Genomic DNA, 15,939 nt, shown 5'->3' on the forward strand with positions numbered 1-15,939 from the left:
TGTATGAGGCCATGACGTTGGTGACACCGGTCCGGAGCTTGCTCGCGGGCGGCCGGTTTCCGACGGCAGTATGCGGCCGATGATAGTTGTAGTGCACATTCCACACCTGTAGGGCCTGGGCGCGTTGCCGTTCGCTGGCCCAGACGCGGGCGTAGAGGAACTCCTCGGCCAGGATGCGGTTGTAGCGCTCCACTTTCCCGTTGTGGCGAGGCGTATACGGGGTGATCCGCTGATGCCGGCCACCGTGGAGCACTTTCGCGAAGTCCTTCGCGCGGTAGCAGGACCCGTTGTCGGTGACGACCCGGTGGATGTGCACGATGCCGTGGGCGGCGAAGAACACCCGTGCGCGGTGCATGAACCCGATTGCCGTGGCGGCCTTCTCGTCGGATAGCGCCTCGGTATAGGCAAGGCGGGAGAACCCGTCGACCGCCGAATGCAGGTAGACGTAACCGGCGCGGGCACCGGCGACCTTGGCGCGCTCGACCTTCTTGGCCTGCTCGCTGCCCCGACCGTGGACACGCCAGCCACCGCCGTCGGGGATCCGGCCGACTTTCTTGATGTCGACGTGCACCATATGGCCGGGCCAGCGGGCGATGATCCGGCGTGGCTGGCGATTGTTCTCGCCGTTCGGATCGAGGAACCTGCGCCGGTTCAACCCGAGGTGAACGAGGTGCCGGCTGACGGTGCGCACCGAGATGCTGATGCCGTCGGCGCCCAGTTCGTGGGCGATGCGGGCTGCGGACCACTTGCGGGTCCGCCGCAGGGTCTCGATCCGCGCCACGGTCTCAGCCGGGGTCGCGGTGGGCTGATGGTGCGGCACGCTGGGGCGGTCGAGCAGACCGAGTTCGCCGTGTTCGCGGTAGCGGGCCATCCATTTGCTGGCGCAGGACCGGGAGATCCCCATCTCGGCGGCGACATGGGACAGCGGACGGGTCTGGCACCGCTCGACGAGACGGCGGCGACCTTCGACGGACAGCGGGGCGTTACGGTGGAGCATGGACGGGTTCTTTCGGTTGCGCTGGGTGAGTTGGTGGTACTTCCCATCCTGCCGTTGGAAGGCCCGTCCGCCTTCTTCAATCCCCTGAGCTGGTGTCTACAACGTCATGACCCGCAACAGCTAATCGGCTCTACCGGTATCGCCAGCACATCTCAGGGGGCGGGCGGCGATCCTCCGAAACGGATGGTGTCCGCCGTCAATTCCTCTCAATCGGAAGATGTGGACCCTCCCATTAGGGAGATGTGCGGCGAACCACGGCACAGCACGATTGAGACGTGGCCCACTCCGGCGGCGAACGCTGAAACGCGAGGGGTTCGAATCAACGACAGCGATCCCGGTGCGGCCGGGACGACAACATCTCACCAGAGAGAGAGATTCATGGGATGGCTCGATGGACGTAGTGCGCTCGTCACAGGTGGCGCGTCCGGGATCGGCCGCGCCGTCGTCGAGCGTTTTCTGGCGGAAGGAGCACGTGTCGCTGTCCTTGATGCTTCCGCAGAGAACATCGCGGCATTGCGGAAAGACTTGCCGGACGTCGTGGTGACCGAAGGCGACGTCTCCTCGTTCGAAGACAATGAGCGAGCGGTGGCGGCGACGGTAGCGGCTCACGGCGGGCTCAACACATTCGTCGGGAACGCTGGAATCTTTGACTATTTCGCCCCGGTGGCGACCACTCCGGGTGCAACTCTGTCGGGCTCGTTCGACGAGATCTTCTCGGTCAACGTCAAAGGCTATCTGCTGGGCGTAAAGGCATCTCTTCCGGCGCTGCTGGAGAGTTCCTCCCCGTCGATCGTCTTCACGCTGTCCAATGGGGCTTTTCTGCCGGCCGGTGGTGGATCTGTTTACACGGCTTCGAAGCATGCCGCCGTCGGCCTGATCCGTCAGTTGGCTTACGAGCTGGCTCCCCGCGTCCGGGTGAACGGTGTCGCTCCCGGCGGGACGTTGACCAATCTTCGTGGCGCGAGCGCTCTGGGCCAGGCCGAGACTTCCCTTCGCGATGCGGCGAACTTCCCGGATCTCGTCCGAGCGACGAACCCGCTCGGGATCGTCCAGCAGCCCGCGGACCACACCGGCTCGTATGTCTTGCTGGCGTCGCCGGAGAACGCAGCGGCGATCAGCGGCGTGGTTATCAATAGCGACGGCGGAATGCAGGTCCGCGGGTTGGTGCAGGCAGCGGGAGGGGCGGATCTCTGATGGAAACAACCAAGTAAGGAATGCGGTAGATGGTCAAGTCATTGGCGTATATGGGAGTCACCTCGCCTGCGCTGGCCGAGTGGGAGAGCTTCGGCCCGGAGGTGCTGGGGCTCGAGGCTCGCCTCAGCGAGAACAAAGATGTCCTGCAGCTCAGGATGGACGACCGGCACCATCGGCTCGCGATCCACCGGGGCGAGCGCAACGCATTGCTCTACCTCGGCTGGGATGCAGGCGACGAGGATTCGCTGGGTACCTGCTTCGAGGTCCTGCAGCGCAGCGGCGTCACGAGCCGCTGGGGCACCGAGGAGGAGTGCTGGGAACGACAAGTCTTGTCCATGGTGGTGGCCGAGGACCCGAGTGGGATCAGGCACGAGCTCGTCTCGGGTCAGAAGGTGGAACCGAAGTCCTTTCGGCCCGGTCGCGCGATTTCCGAATTCGTCACTGGCGAGCAAGGCATGGGTCACGTAGTGCTCGCTGTGCCGGATCTCAAAGCGGCGCACGGGTTCTACACCGATGGCTTCGGATTCAAGAAGAGCGACGAGATCTCCACGTTCATCGACCTCGTCTTCTACCACTGCAACCCGCGCCACCACAGCGTGGCGCTTACTCAGATTCCCGGTGTGCGGGGGCTGCACCACTTGATGCTCGAGGTGGCCGACATCGATGACGTCGGCTTGGCCTACGACCTGTGTATGGAGCGTTCCATCCCGATCTCGATGACGCTCGGTCGCCACGTGAACGATCAGATGGTTTCGTTCTACGTTCGGTCGCCCTCCGGCTTCGACATCGAATACGGGTGGGGTGCAATTCCTGTCGGTGCCAATTGGTCTGTGTCGCAGTACGACCGGGCGAGTATCTGGGGACACAAGATGATCGCTAAAACGCCCCCTGGCGCCTTCGAGGCAGTAGCACCCTGACTCAACACCCTGATGCGCTAACGCCGATTTTCGCGGAGCGCTAATTACCTGAACTTCGTGTCGCTCGGGAGGCACTCGTGGCATCGTGAGGGATTGAATGCGTTGCCTGGTAGGCGTTTCGCTGTGGGGCGGGTGATCACGGCGCGAACGTGATGAGGGCATCTCGCTGACTGGCAAAGCGAATCCCTGCTGGCCATTGCGAACGATTGCTGGCGGGGCCTATCAAGGAGGACACCCTCATGCCGTCACGAACTACTCTCCTGTCATTAAGGATTCTGGGACGCTCGGCCGCCGAGCTGGCGACACGCGGGCGCTGGTTCGGTGATCTCCGCGACCGGGGCACGGTTGACTGAGGTCATCGACCAGTCAGCGAATACCCAGCGCACCTGCTCGCCCGCCACGCCGAGCCGACCTACCCAACGTCCCAGTCCCATGGCTCGGCGCACGCACGGTCCGCTACGAATTCGAATGATCAGACCCAGCGAATGAGGGTGGACTCGCTGAGTGAAAATCGGCGCTAATGGCTCACAACATGAGGAGTTATCTTGCCAGTGCAGTTTCTTACCGATGACTGGGCGATCGCATTGACCGTCGCCGCAAACAAACATGAAGCCTTCAAGAAGGAAGCCGCCGGGCAGCATGCCATCTTCGAGCTCACGGTCGCGGATAGTCCAGCCGCCGACGTGTACCACATGGCGTTCTCCGGTGACTCGTTCGCCGTCCGTATCGGTGCTCCGACGGAATCTGCGGACATCAAAGCGGCACTTGACTATTCCACGAATGTGACGATGTCGCGAGGTGCGCTCAACGGTCAGGCGGCCGCGATGACCGGGCGTATGCAGGTGAGCGGGGACATGGAAAAGATGATGTCGCTCGGGAAAGCGCTCGATCTCCTGTCAAGCGTTGAAAAAGACATCGACATCACGTATTTGACCAACAAATCCGTCGAAAGGACTCTCCGCCATGACAGTTGATTCGCGCATCAACGACCTCATCGACGCGGTTCAGTACGACAAGGGCCTGATCAACCGCTCGATCTTCGTGGACCGAGATGTCTACGAGCTCGAGCTCGAGCGCCTCTTCGCCAATACCTGGCTGTTTCTCGGGCACGTGAGCCAGGTCGCCGAACCGGGCGACTTTATCACCACGTACATGGGGGAAGATTCCGTTATCGTCTCCCGCGGTCACGACGGACGCGTGCGGGCACTGCTGAACTCCTGCCGACACCGCGGTATGCGGGTCTGTCGTTCCGACGAAGGAAACACGAGCTTCTTCAAGTGCCCCTACCACGCGTGGACCTACTCCAGCGCCGGTGAGCTCGAGGGCGTTCCGAAGTTCCGGCTGGGCTACGCCGGTGTCCTCGACAAGAAAGAGTGGGGTCTTCGCGAGGTCACCCGGGTCGAGGAGTACCGGGGGTTCCTCTTCGGTAACTGGGCGCCGGAGGGCCCGTCGCTGGACGAGTGGCTCGGCGAATTGAAGACATACTTCGACTTGCTCTTCGCGCGAGACCCCGCCGGTGTGGAGGTGGTCCCCGGCGCACACCGCTGGACCGTCGACACGAACTGGAAGATCGCCGCCGAGAACTTCGCCGCCGACATGTACCACGTCGAACACTCGCACGCACGCCCGGCCGAGCTCGGACTCATGCAGGCGGTGCCCGACCAGGGCTATCAGATCTCGGCGGGAATGGGCTTCATCGGCCATGCATTCACCAGGCCGGTCTCGGAAGACGTCGGCGGAGAGGAACCCCTGCACTCCTACTGGACGTTGCCCAACATTCAGACCGAGTTCCTGGCGGAGCAGCGCAAGCGAATCGCCGAAGAGAAGGGCGCGGAGCTTGCGCGGCTCATCCCGCTCGGCCACGGTGCCCTGTTCCCGACCTTCGCGTGGCTGGACCTCGAGCAGTTCCGCCTGATGCGGGTACACCACCCGCAGGGCCCCGACCGGACGTTGATCCATCAGTGGTGCGTACTCGACAAGAGCCTGCCCGAAGACGTCAAAGATGCGGTCCGGAAACAGTACGAGCTCACCTTCGGCCCGGCCGGGTTGCTGGAGCAGGACGACGGCGAGAACTGGCGGGAGTGCCAGAACGGCATGCGCGGGTTCATCGGTCGGCAGCTGGACAGCAACATGATGCTGGGCCTCGGCTCCGACAGAACCGCGGCGGAGGTCGTCGGGGACGACGACGTTCCGGGTATCGCGGGCGGCATCTACTCGGAGATCAATCAGCGCCGGTTCTACGAGCTCTGGAAGACGTACATGCAGGCGGCGTCGCCCGAGTCGATCTCAAAGATTCCCCCGACTCGCATCTGATGGCCCGTCCAAGCTCCTCTGACAACGAGATTTGGTGATCGCAATGACATTGCTTGACGAAACGCCCCCCGGAAGCCTCGCAATCCTTTCCCTCGACGTCGCGCAGTTCTACTACCACGAGGCACGGCTTCTCGATGAACGCCGATACGACGAGTGGATCGGACTGTTCACCAGCGAGAGCACCTACTGGGCGCCGGTGCGGGTGACGCGCGAGGGGGAGCCCGACCGCATGAAGCCGGGTGAACTCGCGCTCTTCGACGACGACTACGGAACGTTGGAGCTGCGCGTCGCGAGCCTGTCGGCCAAGAGCGCCTGGGCGGAGATCCCCCCGTCGCGGACTCGCCGCCTCATCACGAATGTGACCGCGACCGAGTCCGAGGTCGAGGGCCAGGTGTTCGCAACCTCCAACTTTCTGACGTTTCGCTCGCGCCTGGAGGCCACCGAGCACACGTTCGTCGGGATGCGGGAGGACATCTTGGTGCGAGATGGCGCGTCCTGGCACATCCTGGAGCGCAAAATTCTCCTGGAGCACAACACGTTCACCTCCGACAACATCAGCGTTCTGTTCTGATGGCGGCTCGGCAGAGAGGCAGTGGTGTCGCGCCGGATAAGTACCGAGATCCGGATCTGCTCATCGAGAACGAATACGCCGGTGTGCGGGTTGTGCGGGACTCCACCGCCAACGGGTCACGCCTGCGGGTCACGTCGCTGCGGTCGGACCGAGAGACGTTCCTCGATCCGGTGGCGCTGGACCTACTTTGTCATGCGCGCCAAGAGTTCTGGGTCCTGCTAGCGGACGCGGCGCGCGATCCGGAGGCCTGGCGGACCCTGCGCCTCGAGTTCCGAAACCACTTCCAAACGTAAGCATTCCGCTCGCGAATTTTGTCGATACGAAGGAGAAATCATGCACGCCCTGCTGAACGAGGACTGGATCAAGCACTACGCCGAGGTGTGGAAGGGCAACACGACGGCCATCGAAGGGACGAAGGGCATCGACATGATCGTGCAGATGTCCGTGTCGGATCGCGATCGGGCGCCCGTTCACATCCACGTCAACGGCGACGGGCTCATCGATTACGCCGGACCGCAGATTCCCGGCAAGGACCCAAAGTTCAATCTTGCAGCTCCAGCGGAGACCTGGAGGAAAGTCGCCGCGAAAGAGATGGGCGTGCGGCGAGCTGTGACCGGGCCGATCAAGTTCAAGGGCAGCCTCGCGTTGGCGCTCAAGCACTTCGCAGGATTGGAAGCGGCCCTGCATCAGTTCGCCGATGTGCCGACGGACTGGGAAGCGTGAGCGGGCACTCCGCGGGGCGGATTGTCGTGGACCAACCGTTGGCGGACGGCTCGGGGAACTCGACCGAGATCGCCCGCTGTCGACTGGCCCAGCTGCGCAGCGGTGACGGGGTATCGGTCCCGAGTGCGGCAGGTCCGATCGCGATCTTCGAAGTGGAGGGCGAGATTCTTGCCGTGCAGGACACCTGTACGCATGAGGACGCTTCGCTCGCCGACGGGTTTCTCGACGGCCATGTCATCGAGTGTCCGCTCCACGGTGGTCAGTTCGATATCCGATCGGGTTTGCCGGTGTGCCTGCCGGCGCAACTCCCGCTTCGCCGCTTCGAGACCCGTTCCGACGGCGAATTCGTGTACATCACAACATGATTGGTATAGGTATGTCGCGCTCCATGACGTCGCATCGGGTCGGTGCGGCGCGCAGGCCGGCTCGTCCCCGTACAAGGTGGTCGCGTGATGAGTGCAGCTGAGGTCGTCGTGATCGTCGGCGCGGGTCTGGCTGGTGCGCGGGCGGCGGAGACGCTGCGCGGAAACGGTTTCGCGGGCTCGATCGTGATGTTCGGCGACGAGCCGACAGCCCCGTACCACCGCCCGCCGCTGTCGAAGTCCCTCCTGGTGGACGAGCCGGAGATGTCCACCCTGCTGGTCCATCCTGAGGGCTGGTACCACGATCACGATGTGGAGCTGCGGCTCGGCCGAAAGATCGCCCGCGTCGACGTGTCGAGCCGACGGCTGCAGGATGTGCTGGGCCATTCTCACCGCTTCGACAAGTTGATCCTGACCACCGGGGCTGCGGCACGCACATTCGAGGGGTCTCGGAGTGACGCACAGTCCCGCGTGCTCGTACTCCGCACGCTTTCTGATGCGGCTCGGTTGCGTACGCAGCTGGCCACGGCGCAGTCGGTTGTCGTCGTCGGGGGCGGCTTCATCGGGGCCGAGGTTGCGTCCGGCGCGGTGGGTCTCGGCCACTCCGTGACCATTCTCGAGACCGCTGAAGGTCCTTTCCTGAGGTCCTTGGGTGGCGCTGCCTCGAAGATCCTGTCGAGCTTCTACCGAAGTGAGGGGATCGTCCTGGTGACGTCGGTGAATATCGCGAGCGTGTGTGAGTCCGAGGACAGCGTGACTGTCACCGCGACCGATGGGCGGCGGTGGGATGCTGATCTCGTCGTGATGGGCATCGGCGCCGTACCGGCAGACGAGCTCGCTGCAGACAGCGGGCTCTCGACCGGAAACGGAGTGCAGGTCGACGCGCACGGGCGTACGACCGTCCCGTTCGTCTTCGCTGCCGGCGATGTCGCGAACAGGTTCGAACCCACCCTGGGGCGCCACATCCGCCCCGAACACTGGCAGAACGCGCAGAACCACGCGGTAGCGGTCGCCCGTAACGTCCTCGGCGCAAACGAGGCCTTCTCGGAGGTCCCGTGGTTCTGGTCCGACCAATTTTCGGTGAACCTGCAGATGGCGGGCGTGCCGTATGCCGTGGATGAGGTGGTCGTGCGGGGAGTGCCGGACGACCGCCGATTCTCGATCTTCTACCTGAGCCGGTCGAGGGTGGTGGCGGCATTCAGCATGGACAACGCGCGCGACATAGGTGTCGCCAAACGCATGATCGGTCGCCGCATCGCGGTCGACGCTGCTGCGCTCGCGGACGAAGGCACCGATTTGAAATCGCTTTTGCGGGTCCGCGAAGAGTAAGTTTTCGCATCCTCGAAGAGAACGGAATGAAATGATGGGCGATACGCATATCGGGCCTACGAACCTGGCATCGCGGACCGTGGCGGTCCAGGGAACGAAACTGCACTTCCACGAGGCGGGTGTCGGAGAGACGCTCGTTCTGCTCCACGGGGGAGGCCCCGGGGCATCGGGCTGGAGCAACTTCGGCGGTAACGTGGCCGCGCTGGCCGAGCAATTCCACGTCGTCGTTCCGGATCAGCCAGGATACGGGCTGGCGGACAAGCCCGAATTCGATGGGGACTATTGGACTTTCGCCGCTCGGTGCATTGCCGACCTTCTCTCTTCCCTCGGCGTGGAGAAGGCCCACTTCGTCGGCAACTCCATGGGTGGTGGAACGACGGTGCGGCTTGCACTGGACCGCCCCGACTGTATCGATCGCATGATCCTGATGGGGCCAGCCGGCGTCTCCGTGAACGTTGTCACGCCGCACCCGAGCGAAGGACTGAAGATCCTGTCGTCCTTCTATGATGCGCCCGGACCGTCTCGTGATCGCATGGCAGCTTTCATTCGCATGATGGTCTTCGACCCGGCCATGGTTACGGACGAACTGATCACCGAGCGACTCGAGGCAGCAATGGATCCGGACGCTCGGGCCGGAGCGCTCCGCGCGGTCAGGTCGATCATGTCCTCGCCCGACGCCGAGTTGTGGCGGCATCTGCACGAGGTGCAGCACGAAACCCTGCTGGTCTGGGGTCGTGACGACCGTGTGGTTCCGATGGATGGCGGCCTGTTTGCTCTGCAGCGCATGCCGAATGCGGATCTCCACGTGTTCTCGCGATGCGGCCACTGGGCGCAGGCAGAGCGCCGGGACGAGTTCAACCGGCTGGCAATCGACTTCTTCACCAGGTGAAAGCTGTTCGTCGGCCCGGTCGACTCACGGTGAATAGCGTTGCGCGCCCTCGGCGACGCCTCTCCAGGCGAGTCCCGCGCAGGGGCCGCATGACACATCGTAAATCCCTGCCTTTTGAAAGGCACTACCCATGACAACTGTTGAAACCGCCACGTACGGCGTCACTCTGTACGACGGGGAGGACGCGAATGGCCTCGCCAACATCGTCGGGATGCTACTCGAGCAGAACTTCGAGAGTTTTCCGTCACGAATCAAGTTCGCACGCAAGATTGCTCGGCCGATCTCCGTCTTCGGCACGGACACCGACAATGCATGCACGATCGTGTTCGGCACCGATGAGGCAGTCGTCTACAACGACGTCGTCGGCCGGCCGAGCGTGACCGTTATCGCCACCGCCGATCAGATCCTGGATGTATCGCAGCTGCAGATGAAGGCCGGGGGGCTGCTCCCGGTTGGCTTTTTCACCAAGCGAGGGCTCGCTGTGCTGGGTGCGATCCTCACCCGCAAACTGGTAGTCAAGGGCCTCCTCACACACCCGGTGTCTTCGCTACGCACCATCGCGCTGGTCTCGGTGGTCGAATCGTGACGGCCGCGCCCGGAAAGAACCGGAACTTCGCCCTGAGCGCCCAGCGACTCGATTCCGCGACTCCGGGTCTTACCGTCGATTCGCCGACTGTGGCACTCACGTCCTCCGCACCCGATCGGCCGCCGCGCGCATCGAGGACGACGACTGTGGCCAGAGTCGCTATGGTCTGTGTGCTGATTCCATTCGCGATCTTCTACCTGGTGCCCCGCGTCTACAACCTGGTCGCCACGCCATACCGGTTGGATCAAGCTGTGGTGTCGGCGAACAACTACAACCCAGCACTCGACAAGATTGTGGCGCACGAGAACGTCACACTCGCAGCGTTCGATTCACTGGCAAAGATGAAGGCCGCCCTCGCTGATGTGCAAGCCACGGACGCCGCTGTCGCCAGCGAGCTAAATACCTTGATCGGACAGATCAGCGGCGATCTGCAGGCCACACTGGTGGCAGGTCCCCGATAGTCGGTCCGGTCGGTTCTAGAGCCGGTTCCTACGTGCAGTCGATCAGTCGATCTCGCACGCCACGGGCTGGTGCCGGTGGGTGCATCCGGCAGCGTACTCGGCGGGGGTCTTGTAACCCAATGCTGAATGACGGTGCCGGTGATTGTGGTCGTCCTTGAAGTCCTCGATCACCACGCGGGCCTCGAGCAGTGTGGGCCAGTAGTTGCGGTTCAGGCACTCATCGCGCAGCCGGTTGTTGAACGACTCGATGAACCCGTTGTTCCACGGCGTGCCCGGCGGAATGTAGGACATCCCCACCGAACCAGCACAGAAGTCCCGCAGCGCTTCCGAGATGAACTCGGGCCCGTTGTCCATGCGCAGCACCAGCGGCGGCCCACCCCACATCGCGAACGCCTTCTCCAAGCCCTCGATCAACCGGCCGGCGGTGATCGAGCGGTCCACGATGTTCAACAGCGACATCCGGGTATGTTCGTCGACCATCGACGCGATCTTCACCGTCTTGCCGTCGATGGTCGAGTCGAACTGGAAGTCTAATGCCCACACAACATTCGGAGCATCCGCGTCGACGATCGGCACCGAGGACAGGCCGGCACGTTTGCGGCGTGGAGCACGCCGGACCTGCAATCCTTCTTCTTTTCCATAGGCGGTCGATTTTCTTCTTGTTCACCTCGATGCCCTGGTCGTAGCGCAGCCACGCCCACGCCCGACGGAACCCGTGCCGCGGATGCTTGCGGGAATACCTGCGCAGCTCTGCGCGCAGATCGGCATCCGGGTCGCCTGGTGTCTGCGCCAACGGCAACCGCCGGTAAACCGATCGGGAGAGCCCAACGACCTTGCACGCGAACCGCTCCGACATCTGCATGGTGCCGGTGAGCATGGTGATCGCGGCGCGTTTGGCGGTCGGGCTTAGAATTTTCCAGTGGATAATGAGAACAACCCGCTGGTGGGACGGCCTGACCCGGAATTTTCCTGGCCACCGAAGTGCCTTTCGCAGGACCCGTCGACCCGACCGCCAGCGGGCCACCACACCCGACAGTGGAGCACGCGATGTCCGTGACCTCATAGGAGCCTGCCGCCCCGCCCGGCCCGTCACTGGCCCGTCCGAACCTCGCGCCCCCCACGTCAGAGGAAGGCCATCACGTGACACCGACCCGAGCCCCACAGCACATCTACTGCGGCATCGACACCCACGCCGACACCCATCACGCCGCAATCATCACCGACACCGGAATCCTGCTCGCGCACCGCCAATTCGACACCACCTCATCAGCATATGACGCTGTGGTCGAATGGATCCACCAGCACGGTCACCCGATCTCAGTAGGAATCGAAGGCACCAGCTCCTACGGTGCCGGCATCAGTCGCCACCTACGACATCACCACATCGCGGTGGTGGAAGTGCCTCGCCCCAACCGCAAACTTCGCCGAAGCGAAGGCAAGAGCGACCCCATCGATGCCGAAGCCGCGGCCCGTGCCGTCCTGGCCCGTCACCAACTGTCCGAGCCCAAGCACGGTGACGGACCCATCGAAGCGATCCGGGCCCTGCGGGTCGCTCGATCCGGCGCTGTGAAGGCCGCGACCGCCTCGATGAATACGATCCGATCAATGCTTGTCACCGCCCCCGAAGTGCTGCGCACACAGCTACGTGGGCGCAGCACCACGGCACTGCTCGACGCGTGCATCGCGCTCGAACCCGACACCGCCGCCATGACCGATCCGGTCAACGCCACGATCGTCGCCCTGCGTTCACTCGCGAAACGAACACGCGAACTACGCAGGGAAGCACAAGAACTCAAGAAAAACCTGGCTGCACTTGTCAAGGAAGTCGCCCCACGAACCGCGAGCGTGTTCGGACTCGGCCCGGACACCGCGGCGGCACTGCTGATCACCGTTGGCGACAACCCACAAAGGCTACGGTCGGAGTCGTCCTTCGCTCACCTCTGCGGCGTCGCGCCCATCCCCGCATCGTCGGGCAAGACGAATCGGCATCGACTGCACCGCGGTGGCGATCGTCGCGCCAACCAGGCCCTGCACACCGCCGTCGTCGTCCGCCTCCGATACAGCGACATAGCCCGCAGATACGCGGAACGCCGCACATCAGAGGGCAAATCGATGCCTGAGATCATCAGATGCCAGAAACGCTATCTCGCCCGCGAAGTGTTCACCGCGCTACGACAGGACTACCGAGCTCTGACCACTTGACCTCTATAGGAGCGTCCTTCGCGATCTCCCGCAGCGCGTCCTTCTCCAACTCGGCATCTGCGAGCAACCGCTTGAGCCGGCTGTTCTGCTCCCGTAGTTCCTTGAGTTCCTTCGCCGCATCGGCGTCCATGCCGGAGTACTGGCGCCGCCAGTTGTACAGCGTCGCCGCCGACACCTCGAGCGCTGCGGCGATCTCCTCGCCGTTCTTGCCTTCCGCGGCCAACTCGTCGGCCCGGCGCAGCTTGCGCACGATGTCTTCCGCCGAGTGACGTTTGCGTCCCGCCATGATCCCTATCGTCCCTTCTTCGCCCTCACCAGGGCAATCAGGACTCTAGAACAACCCGGACCTACTCACAGGGGACATGCCACCATGGTCGCCGTCAAACCGGGCGCGACATACGCCGCGACGATCACCGGCGTCGGCACCGCATGGTTTTGACAACCTCGGCCAGTCGAGGTTGACAGAGCCGACTCGTCGTCCCCGCGCTTCTCAGGCAGGAGTTCACTCGACCCGACAGCGTTATCCAGCAGCCGATTTCGGCGCGACACCCAGATCAGCTCGTGATGCACGGGTAACTGCTGACGCTGCCGGCCTACTACTCGGCCGCGCTCATCGACTCGTCTGGGAGCGGGGCCGCGAACCCATCGGCCGGAGATAGGAAACCGTTTGCCAAACGGTCGTCAGCGTCATCCGTTGGCGCGTTCCCTCTGCTCGATCTTGGACCACCGGGAGACCGCTTGTGCGCGGTTGGCCGCACCCAGCTTCCGAAGGATTTGTTTCACGTGCGACTTAACGGTCCCCTCTGAGATGAAGAGCTGACTCGCGATCCCGGCGTTCGTTTCACCCGCCGCCATCAACCTCAGCACTTCCTGTTCCCGCCGAGTCGGCGGTAGCTCCCCTTCGGCTTGCCCGACCGGGAAGTCACCTATCCGACCCGAAGTAATCTCCGGGCGCTCACGGTAGAACCCGCTGGATCCCAGCTCAAATCCTGAAGACTCTTCAACCACCGACGAGATGCCGTTTGCCAGGCTATTGACTGCAGACTTCAGCTTGGCCATGCGGTCCAGGAGTGATGCACGCTGCAGCGCGTATCCGAAGCCTTCGGTGAACATCGAGAGCATCTCGAGATCGAACTGCTCCATGTTCCGACGCTGAAAATAGCAATCCGCGTGAAGAAAACCGGCTACACGCCCTTCCGGCATGACGGGCGCGACGGCGTATGACCTCGAGAGTGTCGCATCAGCGATCTGACGATGAACGTGCGGACTTTGCAGGACGTTCGTGGCGATGAGGGGAACCTTTCGGCGCGCGCTCTCCGATTCGATAAGCCCCGGGCCCAGCGGCAGCGGATTTTCGTGACCGATCACGCGCACTTCCGCGGCCCACTGGGGGTCGCCAACGAAGTAGAAATTTTCGGGGATCCAGGACGATTCGTCGACACGCGAGAGGATCGCTCGATCGAAGCCGAGGAGACAGACTGCAGCAGGGGTGCCCTCGATGAGCTCCGCGACAGAATTGACGCCGTGAAGACAAGCCAGCGCATCCCGAACTACTTTGAAGCCTGCCGTATGCTGTGCGAGCTGGGCCTCGTGGAGGTGATCCCCCGCTGTCTTGACCTTGATGAGCAGCTCGACCAAGTCGTCACTCGCAGCCAAATGCTCCGCGGCTGAGGGGTTTCCGCGCAATGCCTCCTTCGTCATAGCCGCAATGGTGGAAAGCATCTCCCCGGTCGCCTTGAAATCGCGAACTTCTCCGAACGGCATCTCATCCCAGGCAAGCAACCGCTGGGCCGTTGCTATCACCTCACGTATTTCACGCCGGTTTGCACTGGGAACCATGACCCCGGACGCGTCCCACGGATTACCGGGATCTTGGGCTTTCATGACTTCGATGCGCTGAGCATCAGCTTGCATGACACCTCCTCGTTCTAGATAGTGCCCCGTGGAGTGGTGGACTTCGGATCGGCTCTGCAGTACACGTAGCGATCAACGAGTCGCGGTGAATACTATGCTGTTTCGCTCGAGCCGGTCAACGACAGCACCGACTCGGTGGCCTGTTCCTTCGCAGCGATCACCGCCCGGAGCTCGTCCATACTCACGTCCGAGACGTAGCGGCGAGTAACCTGCCACTCGTCGTGCTGCTCGATGACCACCGCGGTCGCCAACCGGAGGAACGCGGCCGGGTTCGGGAAGATCTCCACGACATCGGCTCGACGCTTGATTTCCTTGTTCAACCGCTCGATCGGATTGTTGGACCATACTTTTTGCCAATGCGCCTTCGGAAACGCGGTGAACGCCAGTACATCGTGCTTGGCGACCTCCATCAACGCCGCGGCCTTCGGAAACGACCCGGCGAAGGTGTCGGTGACCTGATCCCACTGCGCAGCGACTTCGATCGGGTCGGTGTGCGCGAAGATCGTCTTGACCGCCGCCATCACCGGCGGCACATGCTTGGCCGACACCGTCGCCCGAATGTTCCGCATGAAATGCACCCGGCACCGCTGCCAGGACGAACCCGTGAACTGCTGCGCAATGGCAGCTTTGAGCCCGCTGTGCGCATCGGAGATCACCAGATGCACCCCGGACAGTCCCCGACCCCGTAACCCGACCAGGAACTCCCGCCAGAACTCGTAGGATTCGCTGTCCCCGACCGCGGTGCCCAACACCTCACGGCTACCGTCGATCGACACCCCAGTTGCGACCACCAACGCCTGGGACACCACGTGCGCACCGACACGGACCTTGCAGAAAGTGGCGTCGAGGAACACATACGGAAAGCTCGTGTGCGTCAAGGTGCGCTCCCGGAACCGGGCGATCTCGGCGTCCAGACCGGCACAGATCCGCGAGACCTCCGACTTCGAGATCCCGGAGTCGACTCCGAGGGCGCCGACCAGGTCGTCGACGCTGCGAGTCGATACCCCGTGCACGTAGGCCTCCATCACCACCGCGTAGAGAGCCTTGTCGATCCGCCGACGGCGCTCGAGCAGCGAGGGGAAGAACGACCCGGAGCGCAGCTTGGGGATCTTGACCTCGACGTCTCCGCTGGTGGTGGCGACGGTTTTGGTGCGGTGTCCGTTGCGGTGGGTGATGCGGGTGTCGGTGCGTTCGTAGCGGCCGGCGCCGAGTTTGTCGGTGGCTTCGGCTTCGATCAGAGCTTGCAGTCCGGTGCGGATCAGTTCGGCGAACACGTTGGTGTTGTCGGCGCTCTTGAGTGCGTCGAGTTGGGCGAGCAGTGCAGAATGGTCGTGGGTCATCGCGTAGCTGCTTTCTGTGAGTCACTGTGGTAGGTAACTCGTTGATCACTACGCGATGGCCCACCCTCGGTGAGGGATCGACACGCCGTGGACCTGCCCGGATGCCCTCAACCGATTCCCACCACTCCCTGGGACTTACCC

The 15,939-nt window shown here is 63.2% G+C and carries 15 protein-coding genes and 3 pseudogenes; 12 read left to right on the plus strand and 6 right to left on the minus strand.

Annotation, left to right across the window (positions count from 1 at the left end; genetic code table 11):
• The coding region (locus tag ACNJ7K_RS00850; protein ID WP_487040953.1) for an IS481 family transposase at positions 1 to 997 on the minus strand (997 nt) is incomplete at its 3' end.
• A 378-nt stretch (positions 998 to 1,375) separates the two neighbouring features.
• Between ACNJ7K_RS00850 and hcaB the strand changes: the two genes are divergently transcribed.
• From hcaB to ACNJ7K_RS00905, 11 genes and pseudogenes are all read left to right on the plus strand, one after another.
• The gene (gene hcaB, locus ACNJ7K_RS00855; RefSeq protein WP_487041009.1) at positions 1,376 to 2,191 is read left to right on the plus strand and encodes a 3-(cis-5,6-dihydroxycyclohexa-1,3-dien-1-yl)propanoate dehydrogenase; all 816 of its coding nucleotides are present in this window, start codon (positions 1,376 to 1,378) and stop codon (positions 2,189 to 2,191) included.
• Between the two features lie 29 nt (positions 2,192 to 2,220).
• Positions 2,221 to 3,108 (plus strand): VOC family protein, encoded by an 888-nt coding sequence (locus ACNJ7K_RS00860; protein WP_019288889.1) that lies wholly within the window; start codon positions 2,221 to 2,223, stop codon positions 3,106 to 3,108.
• A gap of 551 nt (positions 3,109 to 3,659) precedes the next feature.
• A complete protein-coding gene (locus ACNJ7K_RS00865; RefSeq protein WP_019288890.1) occupies positions 3,660 to 4,082 on the plus strand; it encodes an SCP2 sterol-binding domain-containing protein in 423 nt (140 codons plus the stop codon).
• A complete protein-coding gene (locus tag ACNJ7K_RS00870; protein WP_019288891.1) occupies positions 4,072 to 5,421 on the plus strand; it encodes an aromatic ring-hydroxylating oxygenase subunit alpha in 1,350 nt (449 codons plus the stop codon). The genes ACNJ7K_RS00865 and ACNJ7K_RS00870 overlap by 11 nt, the downstream gene beginning before the upstream one ends.
• 43 nt (positions 5,422 to 5,464) lie before the next feature.
• The gene (locus ACNJ7K_RS00875) at positions 5,465 to 5,992 is read left to right on the plus strand and encodes an aromatic-ring-hydroxylating dioxygenase subunit beta (RefSeq protein WP_019288892.1); all 528 of its coding nucleotides are present in this window, start codon (positions 5,465 to 5,467) and stop codon (positions 5,990 to 5,992) included.
• 333 nt (positions 5,993 to 6,325) lie between these two features.
• Positions 6,326 to 6,715, plus strand: a complete 390-nt coding sequence (locus ACNJ7K_RS00880) for an SCP2 sterol-binding domain-containing protein (RefSeq protein WP_019288894.1) — start codon at positions 6,326 to 6,328, stop codon at positions 6,713 to 6,715.
• A 26-nt stretch (positions 6,716 to 6,741) separates the two neighbouring features.
• Positions 6,742 to 7,080 carry a non-heme iron oxygenase ferredoxin subunit gene (locus ACNJ7K_RS00885; RefSeq protein WP_019288895.1) on the plus strand — a complete coding sequence of 113 codons (339 nt, stop codon included), beginning with the start codon at positions 6,742 to 6,744 and terminating at the stop codon, positions 7,078 to 7,080.
• Positions 7,081 to 7,188: 108 nt separating this feature from the next.
• Positions 7,189 to 8,406, plus strand: coding sequence for an NAD(P)/FAD-dependent oxidoreductase (locus ACNJ7K_RS00890; RefSeq protein WP_487041010.1), 1,218 nt, complete (start codon positions 7,189 to 7,191; stop codon positions 8,404 to 8,406).
• Positions 8,407 to 8,437: 31 nt separating this feature from the next.
• A complete protein-coding gene (locus tag ACNJ7K_RS00895) occupies positions 8,438 to 9,295 on the plus strand; it encodes an alpha/beta fold hydrolase (protein ID WP_019288897.1) in 858 nt (285 codons plus the stop codon).
• A 130-nt stretch (positions 9,296 to 9,425) separates the two neighbouring features.
• Entirely contained in the window at positions 9,426 to 9,881 is a 456-nt protein-coding gene (locus ACNJ7K_RS00900; protein ID WP_019288898.1) for a hypothetical protein, read from the plus strand.
• A gap of 89 nt (positions 9,882 to 9,970) precedes the next feature.
• Positions 9,971 to 10,324 (plus strand): annotated as a pseudogene (locus ACNJ7K_RS00905) (hypothetical protein); the annotation flags it as partial.
• A gap of 60 nt (positions 10,325 to 10,384) precedes the next feature.
• Here the strand turns inward: ACNJ7K_RS00905 and ACNJ7K_RS00910 are convergent.
• Both ACNJ7K_RS00910 and ACNJ7K_RS00915 read right to left on the minus strand, forming a co-directional pair.
• Positions 10,385 to 10,966 (minus strand): integrase core domain-containing protein, encoded by a 582-nt coding sequence (locus ACNJ7K_RS00910; RefSeq protein ID WP_487041011.1) that lies wholly within the window; start codon positions 10,964 to 10,966, stop codon positions 10,385 to 10,387.
• Positions 10,967 to 11,018: 52 nt separating this feature from the next.
• Positions 11,019 to 11,405 (minus strand): annotated as a pseudogene (locus ACNJ7K_RS00915) (hypothetical protein); the annotation flags it as partial.
• 77 nt (positions 11,406 to 11,482) lie between these two features.
• Between ACNJ7K_RS00915 and ACNJ7K_RS00920 the strand changes: the two are divergent.
• Positions 11,483 to 12,544 carry an IS110 family RNA-guided transposase gene (locus ACNJ7K_RS00920; protein ID WP_019291309.1) on the plus strand — a complete coding sequence of 354 codons (1,062 nt, stop codon included), beginning with the start codon at positions 11,483 to 11,485 and terminating at the stop codon, positions 12,542 to 12,544.
• 16 nt (positions 12,545 to 12,560) lie between these two features.
• Here ACNJ7K_RS00920 and ACNJ7K_RS00925 read toward each other — a convergent pair.
• The 3 genes and pseudogenes from ACNJ7K_RS00925 to ACNJ7K_RS00935 form a co-directional block, all read right to left on the minus strand.
• Positions 12,561 to 12,830, minus strand: a pseudogene (locus ACNJ7K_RS00925) (transposase); the annotation flags it as partial.
• Between the two features lie 401 nt (positions 12,831 to 13,231).
• The gene (locus ACNJ7K_RS00930; protein WP_487041012.1) at positions 13,232 to 14,458 is read right to left on the minus strand and encodes a LuxR C-terminal-related transcriptional regulator; all 1,227 of its coding nucleotides are present in this window, start codon (positions 14,456 to 14,458) and stop codon (positions 13,232 to 13,234) included.
• Positions 14,459 to 14,550: 92 nt separating this feature from the next.
• Complete coding sequence (locus ACNJ7K_RS00935) at positions 14,551 to 15,798, minus strand: IS256 family transposase (RefSeq protein ID WP_487041013.1); 1,248 nt, start codon at positions 15,796 to 15,798, stop codon at positions 14,551 to 14,553.
• Positions 15,799 to 15,939: the final 141 nt, after the last annotated feature.

This window comes from Rhodococcus shunpengi (assembly GCF_048381395.1).
Classification (GTDB): Bacteria; Actinomycetota; Actinomycetes; order Mycobacteriales; family Mycobacteriaceae; genus Rhodococcus.

What these genes read in the sequence shown, in the direction of transcription:
- ACNJ7K_RS00935 (WP_487041013.1), bottom strand. Translation starts at nt 15,798, where the DNA reads ATGACCCACGACCATTCTGCACTGCTCGCCCAACTCGACGCACTCAAG.
- ACNJ7K_RS00875 (WP_019288892.1), top strand. Translation starts at nt 5,465, where the DNA reads ATGACATTGCTTGACGAAACGCCCCCCGGAAGCCTCGCAATCCTTTCC.
- ACNJ7K_RS00930 (WP_487041012.1), bottom strand. Translation starts at nt 14,458, where the DNA reads ATGCAAGCTGATGCTCAGCGCATCGAAGTCATGAAAGCCCAAGATCCC.
- ACNJ7K_RS00880 (WP_019288894.1), top strand. Translation starts at nt 6,326, where the DNA reads ATGCACGCCCTGCTGAACGAGGACTGGATCAAGCACTACGCCGAGGTG.
- ACNJ7K_RS00900 (WP_019288898.1), top strand. Translation starts at nt 9,426, where the DNA reads ATGACAACTGTTGAAACCGCCACGTACGGCGTCACTCTGTACGACGGG.
- ACNJ7K_RS00870 (WP_019288891.1), top strand. Translation starts at nt 4,072, where the DNA reads ATGACAGTTGATTCGCGCATCAACGACCTCATCGACGCGGTTCAGTAC.
- ACNJ7K_RS00895 (WP_019288897.1), top strand. Translation starts at nt 8,438, where the DNA reads ATGATGGGCGATACGCATATCGGGCCTACGAACCTGGCATCGCGGACC.
- ACNJ7K_RS00860 (WP_019288889.1), top strand. Translation starts at nt 2,221, where the DNA reads ATGGTCAAGTCATTGGCGTATATGGGAGTCACCTCGCCTGCGCTGGCC.
- hcaB (WP_487041009.1), top strand. Translation starts at nt 1,376, where the DNA reads ATGGGATGGCTCGATGGACGTAGTGCGCTCGTCACAGGTGGCGCGTCC.